16 protein-coding genes and 1 pseudogene are annotated in these 18124 nt (G+C 49.4%); 9 read left to right on the forward strand and 8 right to left on the reverse strand.

Going from position 1 to position 18124, the window contains the following annotated elements:
* Positions 1-2: 2 nt before the first annotated feature.
* Positions 3-281, forward strand: a complete 279-nt coding sequence (gene minE, locus FH968_RS01625) for a cell division topological specificity factor MinE (RefSeq protein ID WP_034455225.1) — start codon at positions 3-5, stop codon at positions 279-281.
* A gap of 160 nt (positions 282-441) precedes the next feature.
* On the opposite strand, the gene rnd is transcribed toward minE, so the two are convergent.
* From rnd to FH968_RS01650, 5 genes are all read right to left on the reverse strand, one after another.
* Positions 442-1563, reverse strand: coding sequence for a ribonuclease D (rnd, locus tag FH968_RS01630; RefSeq protein WP_189388971.1), 1122 nt, complete (start codon positions 1561-1563; stop codon positions 442-444).
* 71 nt (positions 1564-1634) lie between these two features.
* The gene (gene fadD / locus FH968_RS01635) at positions 1635-3320 is read right to left on the reverse strand and encodes a long-chain-fatty-acid--CoA ligase FadD (RefSeq protein WP_139876637.1); all 1686 of its coding nucleotides are present in this window, start codon (positions 3318-3320) and stop codon (positions 1635-1637) included.
* Positions 3321-3524: 204 nt separating this feature from the next.
* Positions 3525-4091, reverse strand: coding sequence for a Slp family lipoprotein (locus FH968_RS01640; RefSeq protein ID WP_370451462.1), 567 nt, complete (start codon positions 4089-4091; stop codon positions 3525-3527).
* 81 nt (positions 4092-4172) lie between these two features.
* On the reverse strand, positions 4173-4868 hold the full coding sequence (gene tsaB / locus FH968_RS01645) for a tRNA (adenosine(37)-N6)-threonylcarbamoyltransferase complex dimerization subunit type 1 TsaB (RefSeq protein WP_139876639.1): 696 nt from the start codon (positions 4866-4868) through the stop codon (positions 4173-4175).
* A gap of 69 nt (positions 4869-4937) precedes the next feature.
* Positions 4938-6848 (reverse strand): ATP-dependent DNA helicase, encoded by a 1911-nt coding sequence (locus tag FH968_RS01650; RefSeq protein ID WP_139876640.1) that lies wholly within the window; start codon positions 6846-6848, stop codon positions 4938-4940.
* Between the two features lie 126 nt (positions 6849-6974).
* Here FH968_RS01650 and FH968_RS01655 point away from each other — a divergent pair, with 126 nt between their 5' ends.
* Positions 6975-7319, forward strand: a complete 345-nt coding sequence (locus FH968_RS01655) for a RidA family protein (RefSeq protein WP_139876641.1) — start codon at positions 6975-6977, stop codon at positions 7317-7319.
* 104 nt (positions 7320-7423) lie between these two features.
* Here FH968_RS01655 and FH968_RS01660 read toward each other — a convergent pair.
* Positions 7424-7600 (reverse strand): annotated as a pseudogene (locus FH968_RS01660) (YoaH family protein); the annotation flags it as partial.
* Positions 7601-7709: 109 nt separating this feature from the next.
* Between FH968_RS01660 and pabB the strand changes: the two are divergent.
* The 3 genes from pabB to sdaA all read left to right on the forward strand — a co-directional run bounded on the left by pabB (position 7710) and on the right by sdaA (position 11234).
* Positions 7710-9074: an aminodeoxychorismate synthase component 1 gene (pabB, locus tag FH968_RS01665; protein ID WP_139876643.1), complete on the forward strand. Its 1365-nt coding sequence runs from the start codon at positions 7710-7712 to the stop codon at positions 9072-9074.
* A 4-nt stretch (positions 9075-9078) separates the two neighbouring features.
* A complete protein-coding gene (locus tag FH968_RS01670; protein WP_139876644.1) occupies positions 9079-9657 on the forward strand; it encodes a CoA pyrophosphatase in 579 nt (192 codons plus the stop codon).
* Between the two features lie 212 nt (positions 9658-9869).
* A complete protein-coding gene (gene sdaA, locus FH968_RS01675; RefSeq protein ID WP_139876645.1) occupies positions 9870-11234 on the forward strand; it encodes an L-serine ammonia-lyase in 1365 nt (454 codons plus the stop codon).
* Between the two features lie 101 nt (positions 11235-11335).
* Here sdaA and FH968_RS23595 read toward each other — a convergent pair whose 3' ends face one another.
* Entirely contained in the window at positions 11336-11497 is a 162-nt protein-coding gene (locus tag FH968_RS23595; RefSeq protein ID WP_189388952.1) for a hypothetical protein, read from the reverse strand.
* Positions 11498-11745: 248 nt separating this feature from the next.
* Between FH968_RS23595 and FH968_RS01680 the strand changes: the two genes are divergently transcribed.
* Positions 11746-13350: an EAL domain-containing protein gene (locus FH968_RS01680; protein WP_139876646.1), complete on the forward strand. Its 1605-nt coding sequence runs from the start codon at positions 11746-11748 to the stop codon at positions 13348-13350.
* Between the two features lies 1 nt (position 13351).
* On the opposite strand, the gene yoaE is transcribed toward FH968_RS01680, so the two are convergent.
* Positions 13352-14911, reverse strand: coding sequence for a CNNM family cation transport protein YoaE (yoaE, locus tag FH968_RS01685; RefSeq protein ID WP_139876647.1), 1560 nt, complete (start codon positions 14909-14911; stop codon positions 13352-13354).
* Positions 14912-15390: 479 nt separating this feature from the next.
* Here yoaE and manX point away from each other — a divergent pair, with 479 nt between their 5' ends.
* The 3 genes from manX to FH968_RS01700 all read left to right on the forward strand — a co-directional run bounded on the left by manX (position 15391) and on the right by FH968_RS01700 (position 18099).
* Positions 15391-16359 carry a PTS mannose transporter subunit IIAB gene (manX, locus tag FH968_RS01690; RefSeq protein WP_139876648.1) on the forward strand — a complete coding sequence of 323 codons (969 nt, stop codon included), beginning with the start codon at positions 15391-15393 and terminating at the stop codon, positions 16357-16359.
* A 75-nt stretch (positions 16360-16434) separates the two neighbouring features.
* Complete coding sequence (locus FH968_RS01695) at positions 16435-17232, forward strand: PTS mannose/fructose/sorbose transporter subunit IIC (protein ID WP_139876649.1); 798 nt, start codon at positions 16435-16437, stop codon at positions 17230-17232.
* Positions 17233-17244: 12 nt separating this feature from the next.
* On the forward strand, positions 17245-18099 hold the full coding sequence (locus FH968_RS01700) for a PTS mannose transporter subunit IID (protein ID WP_139876650.1): 855 nt from the start codon (positions 17245-17247) through the stop codon (positions 18097-18099).
* Positions 18100-18124 lie beyond the last annotated feature (25 nt).

Raw genomic sequence — 18124 nt, forward strand, 5'->3', positions numbered from 1 at the left:
TTATGGCATTACTAGACTTTTTTCTCTCACGGAAAAAGAACACCGCCAACATTGCAAAAGAACGTCTGCAAATAATCGTGGCAGAACGTCGCCGTGGCGATAGTGAACCGCATTATTTACCGCAGCTAAAACGCGATATTCTTGAAGTGATTTGCAAATACGTAAAAATCGATCCAGAGATGTTAACCGTCGTTCTCGATCAAAAAGATGACGATATTTCTGTTCTGGAACTTAACGTAACGTTGCCAGAAACTCAGGAAGCAACAACTAAATCCGCGTAGTTTTGTTTCGCGGAATAAACCCCCAGGATTTATCCAGGGGGTTTATTAATTTTTGCGTACTGGTAACTATGTAATGCAGATAATTCTTAAAGGCTAATGAACCTATTCCATTATCACTCCACACATCCCTGTAATTATTCCCAGTAACCCTTAACGAATATTAATAGTCTGCCAACAACGTTTTTAAAGCTTCACCCATTACACGACCGCGCCAGCCACTGATTAATTCCGGTTGCATCGCTTGCGGTTTTAATTGCCAGTGCCAGTTCAATAACTGGTTAATTTGACGACGGGATGCAAGTAGTTCAGCGCTTAATCCACAGGTTTCACTCACCTGCTGGACCAACGCTTTTATCGCTTTAAATACGCGGCGATAACCGGGCATATCCACCAGATTGCTCAACGGTTCAGGCAATTCATCGTCTGACAACGTCTGGGCTTCAGCGACCATGGCCAGCAGTGCTTTGCCATGGAAACGAATTTCACTGCCGTTCAGGCCCAGATGGTCGAGTTCACCCAAAGAACCAGGCATGTAACGAGCAACCTGCCACAAATGTTCTTCACGCACCACGAAATTGACCGCCATATCACGCTCACGAGCCTTACGCAGACGCCATGAGGCCAGTTTCTTCAGGCAAGCCAATTGACGTGGCTTTAATTGCCATGCGTTGCTGACCTCACGCCACGCTTCTTCAGGGTCCAATACATCCTGACGGCGTGCGGCCATCAAGTTGCATTCATCCAGAGCGGCATCCATCCAACCCGCGGCTTGCGTCTCTTCCATTAACTTATGCGCAATTGGCAGCAGGTAAAGCACGTCTGCGGCAGCATATTCACACTGGCGTTCAGTCAGTGGACGCGCCAGCCAATCGGTACGAGATTCGCTTTTATCCAGTGCAATGCCGGTAAAGGACTCAACGATGGTTGCAAAACCGCAAGAAAGCGCTCGTCCGCTGAAAGCGGCCAGAATCTGCGTATCGATAAACGGATTAGGTTGCATGCCAAAGGCATTAAGGAACACTTCCAGGTCTTCGCTGCCTGCGTGCAGGAACTTAATCACCGCTGTATCTTGCAGCAGCATTTTAAACGGCGACCAGTCTGAAATTGCCAACGGGTCGATAAGCGAAATTGTTTCGCCGTCGTACAACTGAATCAAACCCAGTTGCGGGTAGTAAGTCCTTGTGCGGACAAATTCAGTATCCAGCGCGATAGCCGGAAAGTGACGGGCCGCTTCGCACACATTGGCAAGCGCTTCGTCGGTGATAATCATTTGGTAAGTCAAATTCAGTTCTCTTAGGTTTGCGCCCATAAAAAACGCCGGCAGAACCGGCGTTAGGGTGACTGACTCGGAGCTCAGGCGTTATTGTTGCCTTTACTGACCGATTCGTCACGAAGTTCTCGTCGTAATATTTTGCCCACGTTCGATTTTGGCAATTCTTCGCGGAACTCTACAATCTTAGGTACTTTATAGCCAGTAAGGTGGCGGCGACAAAAAATGACCAACGCTTCATCAGTCAGTGACGCATCTTTCTTCACGACGAAGATTTTAACCGCTTCACCAGATGCACCATTCGGAACACCCACTGCCGCGACTTCAAGCACACCACTGTGTTGCATCACAACGTCTTCAATCTCGTTCGGATAGACGTTGAAGCCAGAAACCAGAATCATATCTTTCTTACGATCTACGATGCGCATGAAGCCTTCTTCATCCATAACCGCAATGTCACCAGTACGTAGCCAACCGTCTTGAAGAATTTCATCCGTTGCGTCAGGGCGCTGCCAGTAGCCCAGCATCACCTGTGGGCCTTTCACACACAGCTCGCCAGGTTCACCAGGAGGGACTTCTTCACCTTCGTCATCAATCAATTTCACTTCAGTGGAAGGTACAGGCAACCCAATGCTACCACTGTGGTAATTCATATCGTGCGGATTGGCGCTGACTAATGGTGCACACTCAGTCAGGCCGTAGCCTTCGAGTAAGAAACGCCCTGTCAGTTTTTCCCAACGTTCAGCAACCACTTGTTGTACTGGCATCCCGCCACCAGCGGAAAGGTGCAGGCTGGAGAAGTCGAGTTGCTGGAACTCTTTGTTATTAAGCAGTGCATTGAACAGCGTGTTAACACCGGTCATGGCGGTAAATGGATATTTAGCCAACTCTTTGACCAGACCCGGAATATCACGTGGGTTGGTGATAAGCAGGTTTTGCCCGCCAATCTCAATAAACAGCAGGCAGTTCATGGTCAACGCGAAGATATGGTAAAGCGGTAACGCCGTCACCACGAGCTCTTTGCGTTCAAACAACAGCGGACTGTAGGCGGCCCGCACTTGCTCAAGGTTCGCCAGCATATTGCGATGTGTCAGCATCGCCCCTTTAGCAACACCTGTCGTCCCGCCGGTATATTGCAAGAATGCGAGATCGGCATTGATGATTTCTGGTTTGATGTATTGAAGGCGATAGCCTTGTTGCAGAGCACTACGAAATGAAATGGCATCCGGCAGGTGGTATTTCGGTACCAGGCGCTTAATGTATTTAACAACGAAATTAACCAACGTACCTTTTGCCGCTGAAAGCTGGTCGCCCATTCGAGTCAAAATAACGTGTTTTACCTGGGTTTTATCAACCACTTTTTCCAGGGTGTGCGCAAAGTTTGAAACAATGATTATGGCGCTAGCGCCGCTGTCATTAAGTTGATGCTCGAGTTCACGCGGCGTATACAACGGGTTGACATTCACTACCACCATGCCCGCACGCAAAATACCAAACAACGCAATGGGATACTGCAACAGGTTCGGCATCATCAGCGCAACGCGGTCGCCCTTTTGCAGGCCAAGACCTTGTTGCAGGTACGCAGCAAACGCACGGCTCCGCTCTTCCAGCTTACGAAACGTCATCACTTCGCCCATGTTCATGAACGCAGCTTGATCTGCATAGCGTGCCGCTGCTTGCTCAAACATATCAACCAGGGACTGATAACGGTCAGGATTTATCTCAGCCGCAACATCGGCTGGGTAGCGGTTAAGCCAAACCTTCTTCAAGGATCCACCTCTGAATTTATTATTCGTCGTCATCACAACCCCAATATATAAACACGCCGTTAACATAATATTAACTCAGCGTACCAGTTTATTAATTAGACTGATTTAAGGTTGCGAAGCACATCACTAATTATTTTTATTCAATTCTGAAAATGAAGAGACAGCGGGCATGCCGCTGTCTCTATTTTACAGTAAAACAAGCAGTTACTCAGTTACAATGGTCTGCACTTGTGCTGGACCTGGATTGTACCAACCGCCACCCCATCCTCCGCCGTAGCCGTAACGACCGCGGTAAGGATACGGCCCGCCCCAGAACCACGGGTCTATCGGCTGTGGTGGCATGACGACTTGTTGTACGACACGCCAACGTTTGTAGCCATTCGCCTGCATCACCATAAATTTGTATGGAGTCTCACCAATTTTGCCGTCGACCACGCCAGTGATTGGCCCAACAACCGTAATCAATTGCCCGCGAAAATCGACCGGGTCAAGGAAACCATTTACATCAGCGTAGATGCGCCCTCTTGATGGCTCACCCAATTGAGGACGTGCGCCTTCGTCAAGGTTAACCGTGGCGATTTCCAGACGAGTTCTGCCTTGCATGTTATCAATGTTCACCACTCGCCCGCCGAAACGCGCTTCTTGCCCGATATAGAGCTGCGGTGCATTCATCACCCGCACTAAATCCTGTTGAGGCGTAGCACTGGTGCCTTTGATGGCATCCGGTATGCTGACGCAACCGCTGAGCAAAATGACTGCCGCAGTTGCCATTAATCGGCTAACAATCCTGACGTTTATACCAGCCATATCCTTTCTCCTTAACTCAGTTTCGCTTCACGAAAACGTTGAGTGTTACTCTCTGCCAGGAAGTTTCTTCCATGTTACTTCGTTACGCAGATAGACCGGCTCAGCGTGCTCTACCGCCACAGTGCGACCGGCATTCAATGCCTGAATCGCCAGGGGTAGCATATCTTCAGCCGCAGGAAGTGAAACGCCACCATCACAGATGAGTAGTTCACTCTCCTGAGCCATATCAGGCCAGGCTTGCCAACCAGTGCCGACGTAAGCCCACTCGCCCTGAAGTTGTTTCAACCTTTCAGTAACCGCTTCTGGTTTCAACACGGCTTCTGTTTCTTCACCGTGCCAAACACCTTGTTCATCACGCTGATATTCAGCCCAATAAACCTCACCCATGCGTGCATCGATTGCGGCCAACACACGCGTCGCACCTGTCATACGCCATGCTCCCTGAGCCATGGTGGCAAGAGTGGAAACGCCAATCATTGGTAACTCAGCACCCAGCGCCAACCCTTGCGCGATACCAATGCCAATGCGCACACCGGTAAAACTGCCAGGACCACGCCCATATGCCAACGCATTCAATTGGTTAAGCGCTATACCACCTTCATCCAGGATATCGCGTACCAATGGCAGAATGCGTTGCGTGTGTTCACGTGGGCAGAGTTCGAAATGGGCACAGGACGACCCTTCGTTATACAGGGCAACCGAACAAGCTTCTGTCGCGGTATCGATGGCTAAAATTCGCATGTTTTGCCAACCTCTGGCGGGAAAATAGGGTCAAAAATCGGCGCGTATCTTAACATAGTCTGGCACAAATTACTGCGCCGGACGGATGCTTAGGAATTCAACTGCCCGATTTATATCCCGTGTACGCGGTGCCGGAGGCAAACTATTGAGGAACACAGCGCCATATGGACGCATCACCAGGCGGTTATCACAAATCACCAGTACTCCGCGATCGTCAATGTCGCGGATTAAGCGGCCAACCCCCTGTTTTAAAGTGATAACCGCATCAGGCAATTGGACATCCTCGAAGGGATCGCCACCACGCAGGCGGCAATCTTCCATACGGGCTTTTAGTAATGGATCGTCTGGCGAGGTGAACGGTAGTTTGTCGATAATCACCAATGATAACGCATCGCCACGCACATCCACCCCTTCCCAAAAACTACTGGTCGCCACAAGCAGTGCATTACCCGCATCAACAAATTGCTGTAACAGTTGGCCTTTACTGGTTTCACCTTGCAACAATACCGGTAATGTCATGCTGGCGCGGAATTGCTCCGCCAAATCACGCATCATTGAATGGGAGGTGCACAGCATGAAGCAACGACCATTGTTAGCTTCAATCAGTGGTTTGAGCATTTTTGCCAGATGCCTGCCCGCAGCCGGTTGATTGGGTGTTGGCAAGCCTCGCGGCACGCACAACAACGCCTGGCTGGCATAATCAAATGGGCTAGCTAACAACAGCGTTTCGGCATTGGCAATTCCCAGACGCTCAGTGAAATGGCTGAGTTGGTCGTTTACCGAAAGCGTTGCCGAGGTAAAAATCCAGGTTCCCGCTTTCTGGCTGATCACTTCCTGGAATTTATCGGCAACCGAGAGCGGCGTTAACGCCAATGTGAAGTTACGCGAGTTGCATTCATACCAGTAACTGTAACCCGGCGTATCAACCTCTTTCAGGCGTTTAATTCGTGCACGCAAAATCACCGCCCGGTCAAAGGCGGCATCTAATAAAGCAGAACGCCCGAGAGACATTTTTGCCACGTCGTAACACAACTCAAGTGCGTCATCGAGCAACAAGAGCGCACGTTGAATAGACGGTTCGGCCAGTAATTCACGCAGATTGCCGCGATAGCCGGGGTCGCCCATTTGCAAGCGGAAGTCCTGGGTACTTTGCGCCAGTCGGTCAGCACTTTTTTGTAACTGCTGGGCATCACGGACTTCTGTGCGATAAGCGATAGAAATATCTTTCGCAATATCGAGTAACTGGCGGCTGGACACTGACTGGCCGAAATACTGGCTCGCGATGTCTGGAATTTGGTGGGCTTCATCGAAAATCATGACTTCGGCTTCAGGAATCAACTCACCAAAGCCACCCTCTTTCACCACCATATCGGCCAAAAAGAGATGGTGGTTAACCACCACCACGTCAGAATCCATCGCTTTTTTACGTGCTTTCACCACGAAACAATCTTTGTAGAGCGGGCAATCCTGGCCAAGACAGTTATCGTTGGTGCTGGTCACCATCGGCCAGACAGTGGAATCTTCAGCAACACTTGCACAGGTGCTAATATCGCCATCCACTGTTTCAATCGCCCAACCACGGAGTTTTACGATATCGCTGAGCGTCTGAACTTGTAAGTCACCACCCGCCAGAGCCTGTTGCTCCAGCCTTTCCAGGCACAAATAGTTTGAACGCCCTTTTAGCAGAGCCAGACGCCCTTTGAAGTCGAGCGCCCGAGCAACCGTAGGTAAATCCCGGGAAAAAAGCTGGTCCTGCAGTGCTTTTGATCCAGTGGAGATAATAACTTTTTTGCCTGAACGCAGAGCCGGAGCCAGGTAAGCGTAGGTTTTACCGGTACCGGTACCCGCTTCCACCACCAACTCACGCCCGGAAACGATAGCTTTGGCGACGGCTTCGGCCATTTGCCGTTGCGGTTCACGCGGTTTAAAACCTGTTATCGCCATGGCGAGTTGGCCGTCTGCTGCGAAATCGTCTATCACATTACCCCCTGGATTAGCCCGCGATTATGTCAGCCCCGGCAATGTTAATCCAGCAAGCCAGTGGAAGCCGTCTGCGGATTGTGGCAGGCTGTGGCGCAATATGAACCAGCTGATAAGGAAACAGTGATGAGTATTGTGCGTATAAAACCGGAAGCACGTTGGTCTGATGCGGTTATCCATAACAACACCCTGTACTACACCGGTGTGCCAGAAAACCTGGATGCGGATGCCTATGAGCAAACCGCGAATACCCTTGCGCAAATCGACACTGTGCTGCAAGAGCAAGGTAGCGATAAGAGTAAGATCCTCGATGCGACGATTTTCTTGCCCGAAAGTGCAGATTTTGCGGCGATGAACAAGGCCTGGGATGAGTGGGTTGTCGCGGGTCATGCGCCGGTACGTTGTACCGTGCAGGCAAAATTGATGAACCCGCGCTACAAAGTAGAAATTAAGATTATCGCAGCAGTGTGAAACGACGCGGGCGCAAGCTCGCGTTATTCGTCGTCGTTTTCTTCGTATCTATCCACATATCTTTCTGTGCCATCATCATTTTCTTCGTCAGCTTCAGCGTTGCCTTCATCGTCATCTTCAAAGCGGACGGCAACCATTTCGCCGGTATGATTGGCTCGAATTTCTGCGGCGACCATGGCTATCGCCTCACCGCTGTTCATGCCGTTCATCATCAGCTCTTGAATACGCTCAACTGCTTTCTGCTGTTGCTCATGGGATAATGCGGGTAATCCTGAAATCATTTTCGACTCCTGTTACATTGCCTGGGATAATTATTTCACGCTGCTTTCACGGTTTCCAGAGGGTTCCTCGTAATAGCAGGATGATCTGTCTCTTTTTTAGTTGTGGTTTATGACGTTGCAAACTCTAACTTTTCGTACTCGCCCATGGCATCCAGATGCTGTTCAACACACTTTCAAAGCGTTAGCGCAGAAACCGTGGGCAATGCTGCTGCATTCCGGCTTCGCTGACCATCCCCATAATCGCTTTGATATTCTGGTTGCCAAGCCGCGCGCAACTTTAGTGACTCGTGGTGCTGAAACGACAATTTGCACAGAAGGCGTAAGCACCACTCATCACGGCTCGCCACTGCAACTTTTGCAGCAAACGCTAGACAGTTTCGGTTACCAGCCCGCAGCACACCCGGAGTTACCTTTCTTAGGAGGTGCTCTGGGTTTATTTGGTTATGACCTGGGCCGGCATTTTGAGAAATTACCTGAACATGCTCAGGCTGATCTCACCACACCGGATATGGCGATTGGCATCTATGACTGGGCTCTAATTGCCGACCATCAAAATAAGCAGTTGACGTTACTCAGTTGGGGGGACATTGACGCCCACCAACATTTCCTTGAAACACTGACGCCTGACAGCCCGCGCCAGCCGTTCCACCTGACCGGTGCCTGGCGGTCGAATATGACCCGCGAGCAGTATGGACTTAAATTCCGTCAGGTACAGGATTATCTCAAAAGTGGTGATTGCTATCAGGTAAACCTTGCGCAGCGTTTTGAGGCTAGCTACGAAGGTGATGAATGGGAGGCATTCGAGCGTTTGAGTGCAGCAAATCGTGCACCGTTCAGTGCGTTTATTCGATTGCCAGAAAGTGTGATCCTGAGTTTGTCGCCAGAGCGTTTCATTTTACTGGAAGGCAAAAGCATCCAGACGCGGCCAATTAAGGGCACTTTGCCACGCCTTGAAGATCCAGTTGCCGACGCGCAGCAGGCAGAAAAGCTGGCAAATTCGCCGAAGGATCGCGCAGAAAACCTGATGATTGTGGACTTGCTGCGTAACGATATTGGACGTGTCGCCATTCCCGGTAGCGTAAAAGTCCCTGAGTTATTTATCGTTGAGCCGTTCCCTGCGGTTCATCATCTGGTGAGTACGATCACCGCGCAACTACCTCAGAATCTAAAGGCAACAGATTTACTACGTGCGTGCTTCCCTGGTGGGTCTATCACTGGCGCACCAAAAGTACGGGCGATGGAAGTTATTGAAGAATTAGAGCCCCAGCGTCGTAATGCCTGGTGCGGGAGCATCGGCTATTTGAGCTTCTGCGGCAACATGGATACCAGCATCACCATCAGGACTCTTACAGCTGAAGGTGGAAAATTATATTGCTCAGCAGGAGGAGGTATTGTGGCTGATAGTGTTGAATCTGCGGAATATCAGGAAACTTTTGATAAAGTTAACCGTATCCTCCCTCAATTAGAGAGTTGATGAGATGTCTGGTTTGTCACTGACCATGAATGATTTTTTATCACGTTTTCAACTGTTGCAACCGCCTGTAACCCACCAGAGTGGTAATAAACGCCAGGCTGCGGTGCTGATCCCCATTGTCCGCCGCCCACAGCCTGGGCTGTTGCTGACACAACGTTCATCCATGATGCGTAAACATGCCGGGCAAGTAGCATTCCCCGGCGGCGCGGTTGATGAGAGTGATGAATCCTTAATTGCAGCAGCGCTTCGTGAAGCCTGGGAAGAAGTCGCTATTTCGCCTGACAGTGTAGAAGTGATTGGTACTCTGCCACCGGTTGACAGTGTCACGGGATTTAAGGTCACACCTGTGGTCGGCATCATTCCCCCTAATTTGCCTTACCGCGCAAGCGAAGATGAAGTGGCAGCGGTTTTTGAAATGCCATTAATGGAAGCGCTGACGCTTGGTCGCTACCATCCTCTGGATATCCATCGCCGCGGTAACGCCCATCGCGTGTGGCTATCCTGGTATCAGCATTACTTTGTCTGGGGAATGACCGCCGGAATTATCCGGGAGTTAGCTTTACAGATAGGTGTGGAACCCTGATCACTCTTTAATTCTGCAAATACGGCTATATTTAGCAGAGTGTCTCGCTGTGTTTGAGTGGCTTTTTAGTCATTATTACTACAGCTAAGGTTAACCATTAGTTTAATTCATGTGAATAGTTTACTACAGTGAGCAATAAATTTTTAAACTAGTCAGCTGCTATTTTACAGCAGCAAATTTTATTTAGCCGGTGTCCTGAAAGGAGTTTTAGTGTGATTAGCATATTCGACATGTTCAAAGTCGGCATTGGGCCATCCAGTTCCCATACCGTCGGTCCGATGAAGGCCGGTAAGTTGTTTGTCGATGATCTGGTCGAAAAAGGATTACTGGAAGACACGACACGTATTGCTGTCGATGTTTACGGTTCCCTGTCGTTGACAGGTAAAGGGCACCATACTGACATCGCAATTATCATGGGTCTTGCGGGTAACGAACCTGCCACCGTTGATATTGATTCCATCCCGGCGTTTATCCGTGATGTAGAAACCCGCAGCCGTTTGTGGCTGGCGCAGGGTCGACACGAAGTCGATTTCCCGAAAGATTCCGGCATGTGTTTCCGTAACGACAATCTGTCGCTACATGAAAACGGCATGACTATCCACGCGTTCAGCGGCGATCAAGAAATCTATACCAAAACCTATTATTCCATCGGCGGTGGTTTTATCGTTGATGAAGAACATTTCGGCAAAGAAGCCACTGACGAAGTTGTAGTGCCTTATTCGTTCAATTCTGCGCAAGAAATGCTTCAGCACTGCAAAGAGACGGGCATGTCTTTGTCCGGCGTGATCATGCAGAACGAACTGGCATTGCACAGCCGTAAAGAAATTGAAGAGTATTTTGCAAATGTCTGGCAAACCATGCGCGCTTGTATCGACCGCGGCGTAAACACCGAGGGCGTGCTGCCTGGTCCATTGCGTGTTCCGCGTCGTGCTTCTGCGTTACGCCGCATGCTCGTTTCCAGCGATAAACTGTCCAATGACCCAATGATCGTTGTTGATTGGGTGAACATGTTTGCGCTGGCGGTTAACGAAGAAAATGCCGCCGGTGGACGAGTTGTTACCGCACCAACCAACGGTGCCTGCGGTATCGTACCGGCAGTGCTTGCGTATTATGACCACTTTATCGAATCGGTTAGCCCGGACACGTATATCCGTTACTTCCTCGCATCCGGTGCTATTGGTGCGCTGTATAAGATGAATGCGTCTATTTCTGGTGCAGAAGTCGGCTGTCAGGGTGAAGTGGGTGTGGCTTGCTCTATGGCCGCCGCAGGCCTTGCTGAGATCCTCGGCGCAAGCCCAGAGCAAGTTTGTGTTGCCGCTGAAATCGGTATGGAGCATAACCTTGGTTTGACCTGTGACCCAGTTGCCGGACAGGTTCAGGTGCCGTGTATCGAACGTAACGCCATTGCTTCCGTAAAAGCCATCAACGCCACCCGTATGGCGATGCGTCGTACCAGCGAACCACGTGTCTCCCTCGATAAGGTTATTGAAACCATGTACGAGACAGGCAAAGACATGAACTCCAAATACCGTGAGACGTCACGCGGTGGTTTGGCAATTAAAGTGCAGTGTGACTAATCCCCTTCTGGCCCTCTGAAAAGAGGGCCAACTTCTATCATGGGTACTTCTGACATTCCTGTCGCAGCGCTAATAAACATTGCCGCGCTGTCGCTGTCAAATCAGACTTCTGCGACCAGATAACGCAATATTGTGCCGATGGCAACTCGACCCACAGCATCCACTGTAGCGAAGACTTCTCGTCCGATAAGCAGAATGTTCCCGATTGCTTTATTTTCATCGGTAGCAAAAAACCGGATAAAGGTGCGGTGCGGAATGTCCACAATCCTCATTTTCTGCTTGATGATGAAGCAATGAAGGCCGGTTTCAAAACCCACCTAAGTTTAATAAACCAACTGTTTGATTAGACATTCACAACAATAACAAGCGTCATATATGCGACGCTTGTGCGAAAGAAAGAATTAGCTTTCATGTAAAAGTATGATTTTCCCATCATGTGTCCAATCCCCCACTACACTTGGAATGTTCTGTGTGCCGATTTCGGTCACGGTTCTAAACAGGGTGATCGCTGATGCAGACGCAGACGGCACAACGCATATTACGGAGTTATCGTCGCAGGCGTTTAATTGTCTGCATTGGGTTAGCTATTCTGGCATTGTTCCTGACACTTAGTGCGCGCTTCGTGGCTGAACGAAAAGTCAATGAACAGCATATGCTGTCATTTAATCAGCGCGTTATCAGTACGCTGGAAAGTATTCTTATTCCCCTGGGAGATACGAATAAAGACATTACTCCTTTGGTAGGAATGTCCTGTCAGACCGCACAAGTAAAGATGCTTGAGCATGCTGCACGCTTGCAAACGGTGCGTTCCATCGGGTTAATTAAAGATGGTATTCTTTACTGCTCAAGTATTTTTGGCCCGCAGGCGGTCCCTATTAACTTGCTTCAACCGCGATTACCCTCAGCTCTCCCACTGCTATACCTTTCGATAGACCATACGTTACTGAAAGGGACGCCGATCCTGCTGTCCTGGACGCCTGCAGAAAACAGCAGCCGTGATGGCGTCATACAAACTATCAATATTGAGTTGCTGACAGGATTAATACTAGAACCAGAACGCCCATGGGTATCGCGTGCTGTGTTGAATGTTGCGGATTCACACCTTGAGTATGGCAAAGGGTTGCTGCAAAGAATTACCGTTGCAGAGGGAGAGGTTAGCCATGAAATGGCTTCCGAAAGGTTCGCATTTTCCGTCACCACCATTGGGCCACCACCGGGTCTTTTAGCATTAAGCAACCTGCCGACTCAACTGCCGCTGGCTTTAATTCTCAGTATGTTGATTGGCTATATCGCTTGGCTTGCCACCGCAAATCGTATGAGTTTTTCATGGGAAATTAACGTTGGACTTGCCTTGCATGAGTTCGAAGTCTTTTGCCAGCCTCTGCTTAGTGCACGCAATCTTCAATGTGTGGGAGTAGAGTTGCTATTGCGTTGGAATAATCCACGCCAGGGCTGGATACCCCCTGACGTATTTATTCCTCTTGCGGAACAGCAAAATCTGATAGCCCCATTGACCCGCTTCGTGCTCGAAGAAACGGTACGTCATATCGATATTTTTCCAAAAACGCGCGATTTCCACATTGGCATAAACGTGGCAGCTAGCCATTTCCATGAAGGTGTGATTATCGCCGATCTGCGGCGCTACTGGTTACCGGCTAAAGCCGTCCAGAAACTCACTCTGGAATTAACTGAACGAGATGCCTTGCCCGATGTTGATCATCGTGTCGTTCGTGATCTGCATCGTATGGGCGTGAATTTGGCAATTGATGATTTCGGTACCGGGCAGAGTTCGTTAGCTTATCTGGAAACACTGAATCCAGATGTGCTGAAAATAGATAAATCGTTTACTGCGGCGATTGGGACGGATGCGGTGAATTCGACGATAACCGATATTATTATTGCTTTGGCACAGCGGCTGGGAATTCAGTTAGTGGCGGAAGGTGTTGAAACGCCGCAGCAGGCAGAGTATTTGCGTAGCCACGGCGTGAATGTACTGCAAGGTTATTTATATGCGCGGCCAATGCCATTGAGCGAGTTTCCTCGCTGGCTCAGGGGGAACAATACCCCCCCTCCTCGACGTAAGGGACATCCTGTTCCAGTCATCCCGCTACGCTAACTTACTCTTCTTCATCTTCATGCTCAGAGCGTTCTTTTACCACACGAACCAGATCCACGCGGTAATTGTTGGCTTCAACAATCTGAATGCGAAGCGGAGCCAGTTCTATCACGTCACCTGCTTTCGGGATCTGGCCATTCACCGAGATAACCAAACCGGCAATCGAGGCGATATCTTCATCGTCGTTAACCAGCGTATTGATATCCAGGTGTTGCTGAATCGCATGCAGGTCGGTTGAACCTTTAACCAGCCAGCCATCGCCATCACGCACAATTTCTGGCGTTTCGTCAGCATCCGGGAATTCGCCAGCTATCGCTTCCAGGACGTCCAGTGGCGTGACCAACCCCTGCACCACACCAAACTCATTGTTCACGATAACGAAGCTACCGCGAGCACGACGCAGCACGCCCAATAAGTTGATCGGATCAAGCGTTTCCGGAACCACGATAGCCGGTGACTGAGCGGCTATCCCTGCCACATCTCCACCATTTTCCAGTGCCACCAGCAGCTCTTTCGCCCGCACAATACCGATGATTTCATCAAGCTCACCACGGCAAACCGGGAACAGACTGTGCGGTGACTCAAGCAATTGTTCACGGATTTCAGCCGTTGTTTTATCGGCGTCAACCCATGAAATTTCACCTCGTGGCGTCATGATGCTGCGCAACGAACGAGATGCCAGAGTCAGCACACCGTTAATCATATAGCGCTCTTCTTCAGCAAAAGATTCCGCTTCAATTGGCGTGATCGTCTTGTTGTCTTCATTTTGCGTACGCTGTTGGCGTTTGCCATTCATCAAGCGCAGAATCGCGTCAGCCGTACGGGCTCGAAGGGGTACATTAGACTGATGGCGAATAAAGTTACGGCGCGCAACCTGGTTGAAAAATTCGATAATAATCGAGAAGCCAATCGCGGCGTACAGGTAGCCTTTAGGAATATGGAAACCGAAGCCTTCTGCCACCAGGCTCAGACCAATCATCAACAAGAAACTCAGGCACAGCACCACGACCGTCGGGTGTTGGTTAACAAAATTCGTTAATGGTTTTGACGCCATCAGCATCACACCCATCGCAATGACTACGGCAGCCATCATTACTGGCAAGTGGTTCACCATCCCAACAGCAGTAATCACCGCATCCAGTGAGAACACCGCATCCAGCACGACAATCTGCAACACCACAACCCAGAAGCTGGCGTAACCTTTCCCATGCCCGTCATCATGCTGGCGATTTTCCAGCCGCTCATGTAGCTCTGTTGTTGCTTTAAACAGCAAGAACAAACCACCGAAAAGCATGATGAGGTCACGTCCGGAGAACATAAAGTTGGCGATGCTAAACAGAGGTTGGGTGAGCGTCACCATCCATGAAATTAATGACAGCAAACCTAGTCTCATCACCAAAGCCAGGGATAAACCGATAAGCCGGGCTTTATCTCTTTGTTTCGGCGGAAGTTTATCTGCAAGAATGGCGATAAAGACCAGGTTATCAATACCCAGCACTATTTCCAGCACGATAAGCGTCAGTAAACCCACCCAGATCTGGGGATCCATTAAGAGTTCCATGACAAGCTCCTGCTTTGGAAATAACTAAGCGGCGTCCTGCATAACGTGGACGCAAAAGGTTGAGTTGAGGTATTTACGGGGCGTGAAACGCCAATGTGAAGGACTGAACATTCAGACCTGAAATTGAAATGACGTCGGTGACGGTCCATACGGTGGGCTACAGCCCTTTACTCCTTAGCAATTAAACGAGAAGTAAACAATATCAGAGCAAAATACCCTTTTGCAAAGATTTACCTGATTTTGCAATTTTACTGTCATTGACCAAGTCTATAATTTGAACCGCAATTCAGAATGTTTGTAACAAAGCTAAATTACGGATCTTCATCACATAAAATATTTTTTTCACTGTCTAAAATAAATCCGTCTCAAGTTGCACATCTTCACTCATACCGTTATCTGAATCGATTCGCTTTATGAAACGGATAATCTACAAAACACCCATTTAAGGGTGTGGTTATGACCAACACAGGAGGTAGCAAGTGACTATTGCTATTGTCATAGGCACGCATGGCTGGGCAGCAGAACAATTGCTGAAAACCGCAGAGATGCTATTAGGCGAACAGGAAAATGTTGGCTGGATAGATTTCGTTCCCGGTGAAAACGCCGAAACTCTGATCGAGAAGTACAACGCTCAACTGGCAAACCTGAAAACCGACAAAGGTGTGCTGTTTCTCGTCGATACCTGGGGCGGAAGCCCGTTCAATGCGGCCAGCCGTATTGTCGTCGATAAAGAGCATTACGAAGTCGTCGCCGGGGTCAACATTCCGATGCTGGTAGAAACGTTGATGGCTCGGGATGATAATCCTTCATTTGATGAGTTGGTTGCTCTGGCCGTGGAAACAGGCCGTGAAGGGGTGAAAGCCCTTAAAGCGAAACCTGTTGAAAAAGCGGCCCCGGTTGCAGCAGTCGCTGTACCTAAAGCTTCTGCACCCGCAAAACCAATGGGCCCAAATGATTACATGAATATTGGTCTGGCACGTATTGACGACCGTTTAATTCATGGCCAGGTGGCAACCCGCTGGACTAAAGAAACTAACGTTACCCGCATCATCGTCGTCAGTGACGAAGTAGCGGCTGATACCGTGCGTAAAACGCTGCTGACTCAGGTTGCTCCTCCAGGCGTTACTGCGCATGTTGTAGACGTAGCCAAAATGATCCGCGTTTATAACAACCCGAAATATGCAGGCGACCGTGTGATGCTGCTTTTCACTAACCCAACTGACGTTGAGCGTGTTGTGGAAGGTGGTGTGAATATTAAGTCAGTCAATATCGGTGGTATGGCGTTCCGCCAGGGTAAAACCCAGGTCAACAATGCTATCTCTGTCGATGAAAAAGATATTGAAGCCTTTAAGAAACTGAACGAGCGTGGCATTGAGCTGGAAGCCCGTAAAGTTTCAACCGATCAAAAATTGAAAATGATGGATCTGATCGCGAAGGTGAAAAGCTAATTACCGATGTGATTTGCTTGATTCAACGTTTTGCTCAGTTTTCACACTTAAGTCATACGTCATAGGAGAAGTACAATGGAGATTACCACTCTTCAGATTGTGCTGGTGTTTATCGTAGCCTGTATTGCCGGTATGGAGTCGGTGCTCGATGAATTCCAGTTCCACCGTCCGCTGGTCGCCTGTACCTTAATTGGTCTGGTACTAGGTGACATGAAAACCGGTATTATTATCGGTGGTACGCTGGAAATGATCGCTCTGGGTTGGATGAACATTGGTGCGGCAGTTGCGCCCGATGCGGCCCTTGCGTCAATTATCTCAACCATTCTGGTTATAGCCGGACATCAGGGCATCGGTTCTGGTATCGCTCTGGCAATCCCGTTGGCAGCAGCAGGCCAGGTACTGACAATTATCGTTCGTACTATTACTGTGGGCTTCCAGCACGCAGCAGATAAAGCCGCCGAAAACGGGAATTTATCAGCACTATCCTGGATCCATGTTTCCTCTCTGTTCTTGCAAGCAATGCGTATCGCAATTCCTGCCGTTATCGTCGCAATTTCCGTCGGTACCAGTGAAGTGCAGAACCTGCTGAGCGCCATTCCTGAAGTGGTAACCAGCGGTCTGAACATCGCCGGTGGCATGATTGTTGTAGTGGGTTATGCGATGGTCATCAACATGATGCGCGCAGGCTACCTGATGCCTTTCTTCTATCTGGGCTTCGTTACCGCAGCATTTACCAACTTCAACCTGGTTGCGTTGGGCGTAATTGGTGCAGTGATGGCAATTCTGTACATCCAACTCAGTCCTAAATACAACCGTTCCGCAGCCCCAGCGCAGGTTGCTGGTTCTAACGATCTCGATAACGAATTAGATTAATAGGTGAGCGAAATGGTTGATACCACCAAAACAACGACTACTGAGAAGAAACTCACCCCAAGTGATATTCGTAGCGTGTTCCTGCGTTCGAACCTCTTCCAGGGTTCCTGGAACTTCGAACGTATGCAAGCGCTGGGTTTCTGCTTCTCGATGATTCCGGCAATCAAACGCCTGTATCCTGAGAATAACGATGCCCGCAAACAAGCGATAAAACGTCACCTGGAATTCTTTAACACCCATCCGTATGTAGCAGCACCAGTACTGGGTGTAACGCTTGCGATGGAAGAACAACGTGCTAACGGTGCAGAGATTGACGATGGTGCCATTAACGGTATCAAAGTTGGTTTGATGGGGCCGCTGGCGGGTGTAGGTGACCCAATCTTCTGGGGTACTGTTCGTCCAGTATTCGCAGCTCTGGGGGCAGGTATTGCAATGAGCGGTAGCCTGCTGGGTCCGCTACTGTTCTTCATCTTGTTCAACGCGGTACGTTTGCTGACTCGTTATTACGGTGTCGCTTACGGTTACCGTAAAGGGATCGATATCGTTAAGGATATGGGCGGCGGCTTCTTGCAAAAACTGACAGAGGGGGCGTCAATTCTTGGCCTGTTTGTCATGGGGGCGCTGGTTAACAAGTGGACACACGTTAATATACCGCTGGTCGTGTCGAAAATAACCGACCAAACCGGTGCAGTTAAAGTGACCACAGTTCAAACGATCCTCGATCAGTTGATGCCAGGCCTTGTACCATTGCTGTTAACGTTTGCTTGTATGTGGCTGCTGCGTAAGAAAGTCAACGCGCTGTGGATAATCATGGGCTTCTTCGTTATTGGTATTGTCGGTTATGCTATCGGCCTACTGGGTCTGTAATTAACTTTGTGAGTTCAACCGGGGG

Source organism: Buttiauxella sp. B2 (assembly GCF_006376615.1).
Taxonomy (GTDB): Bacteria; Pseudomonadota; Gammaproteobacteria; order Enterobacterales; family Enterobacteriaceae; genus Buttiauxella.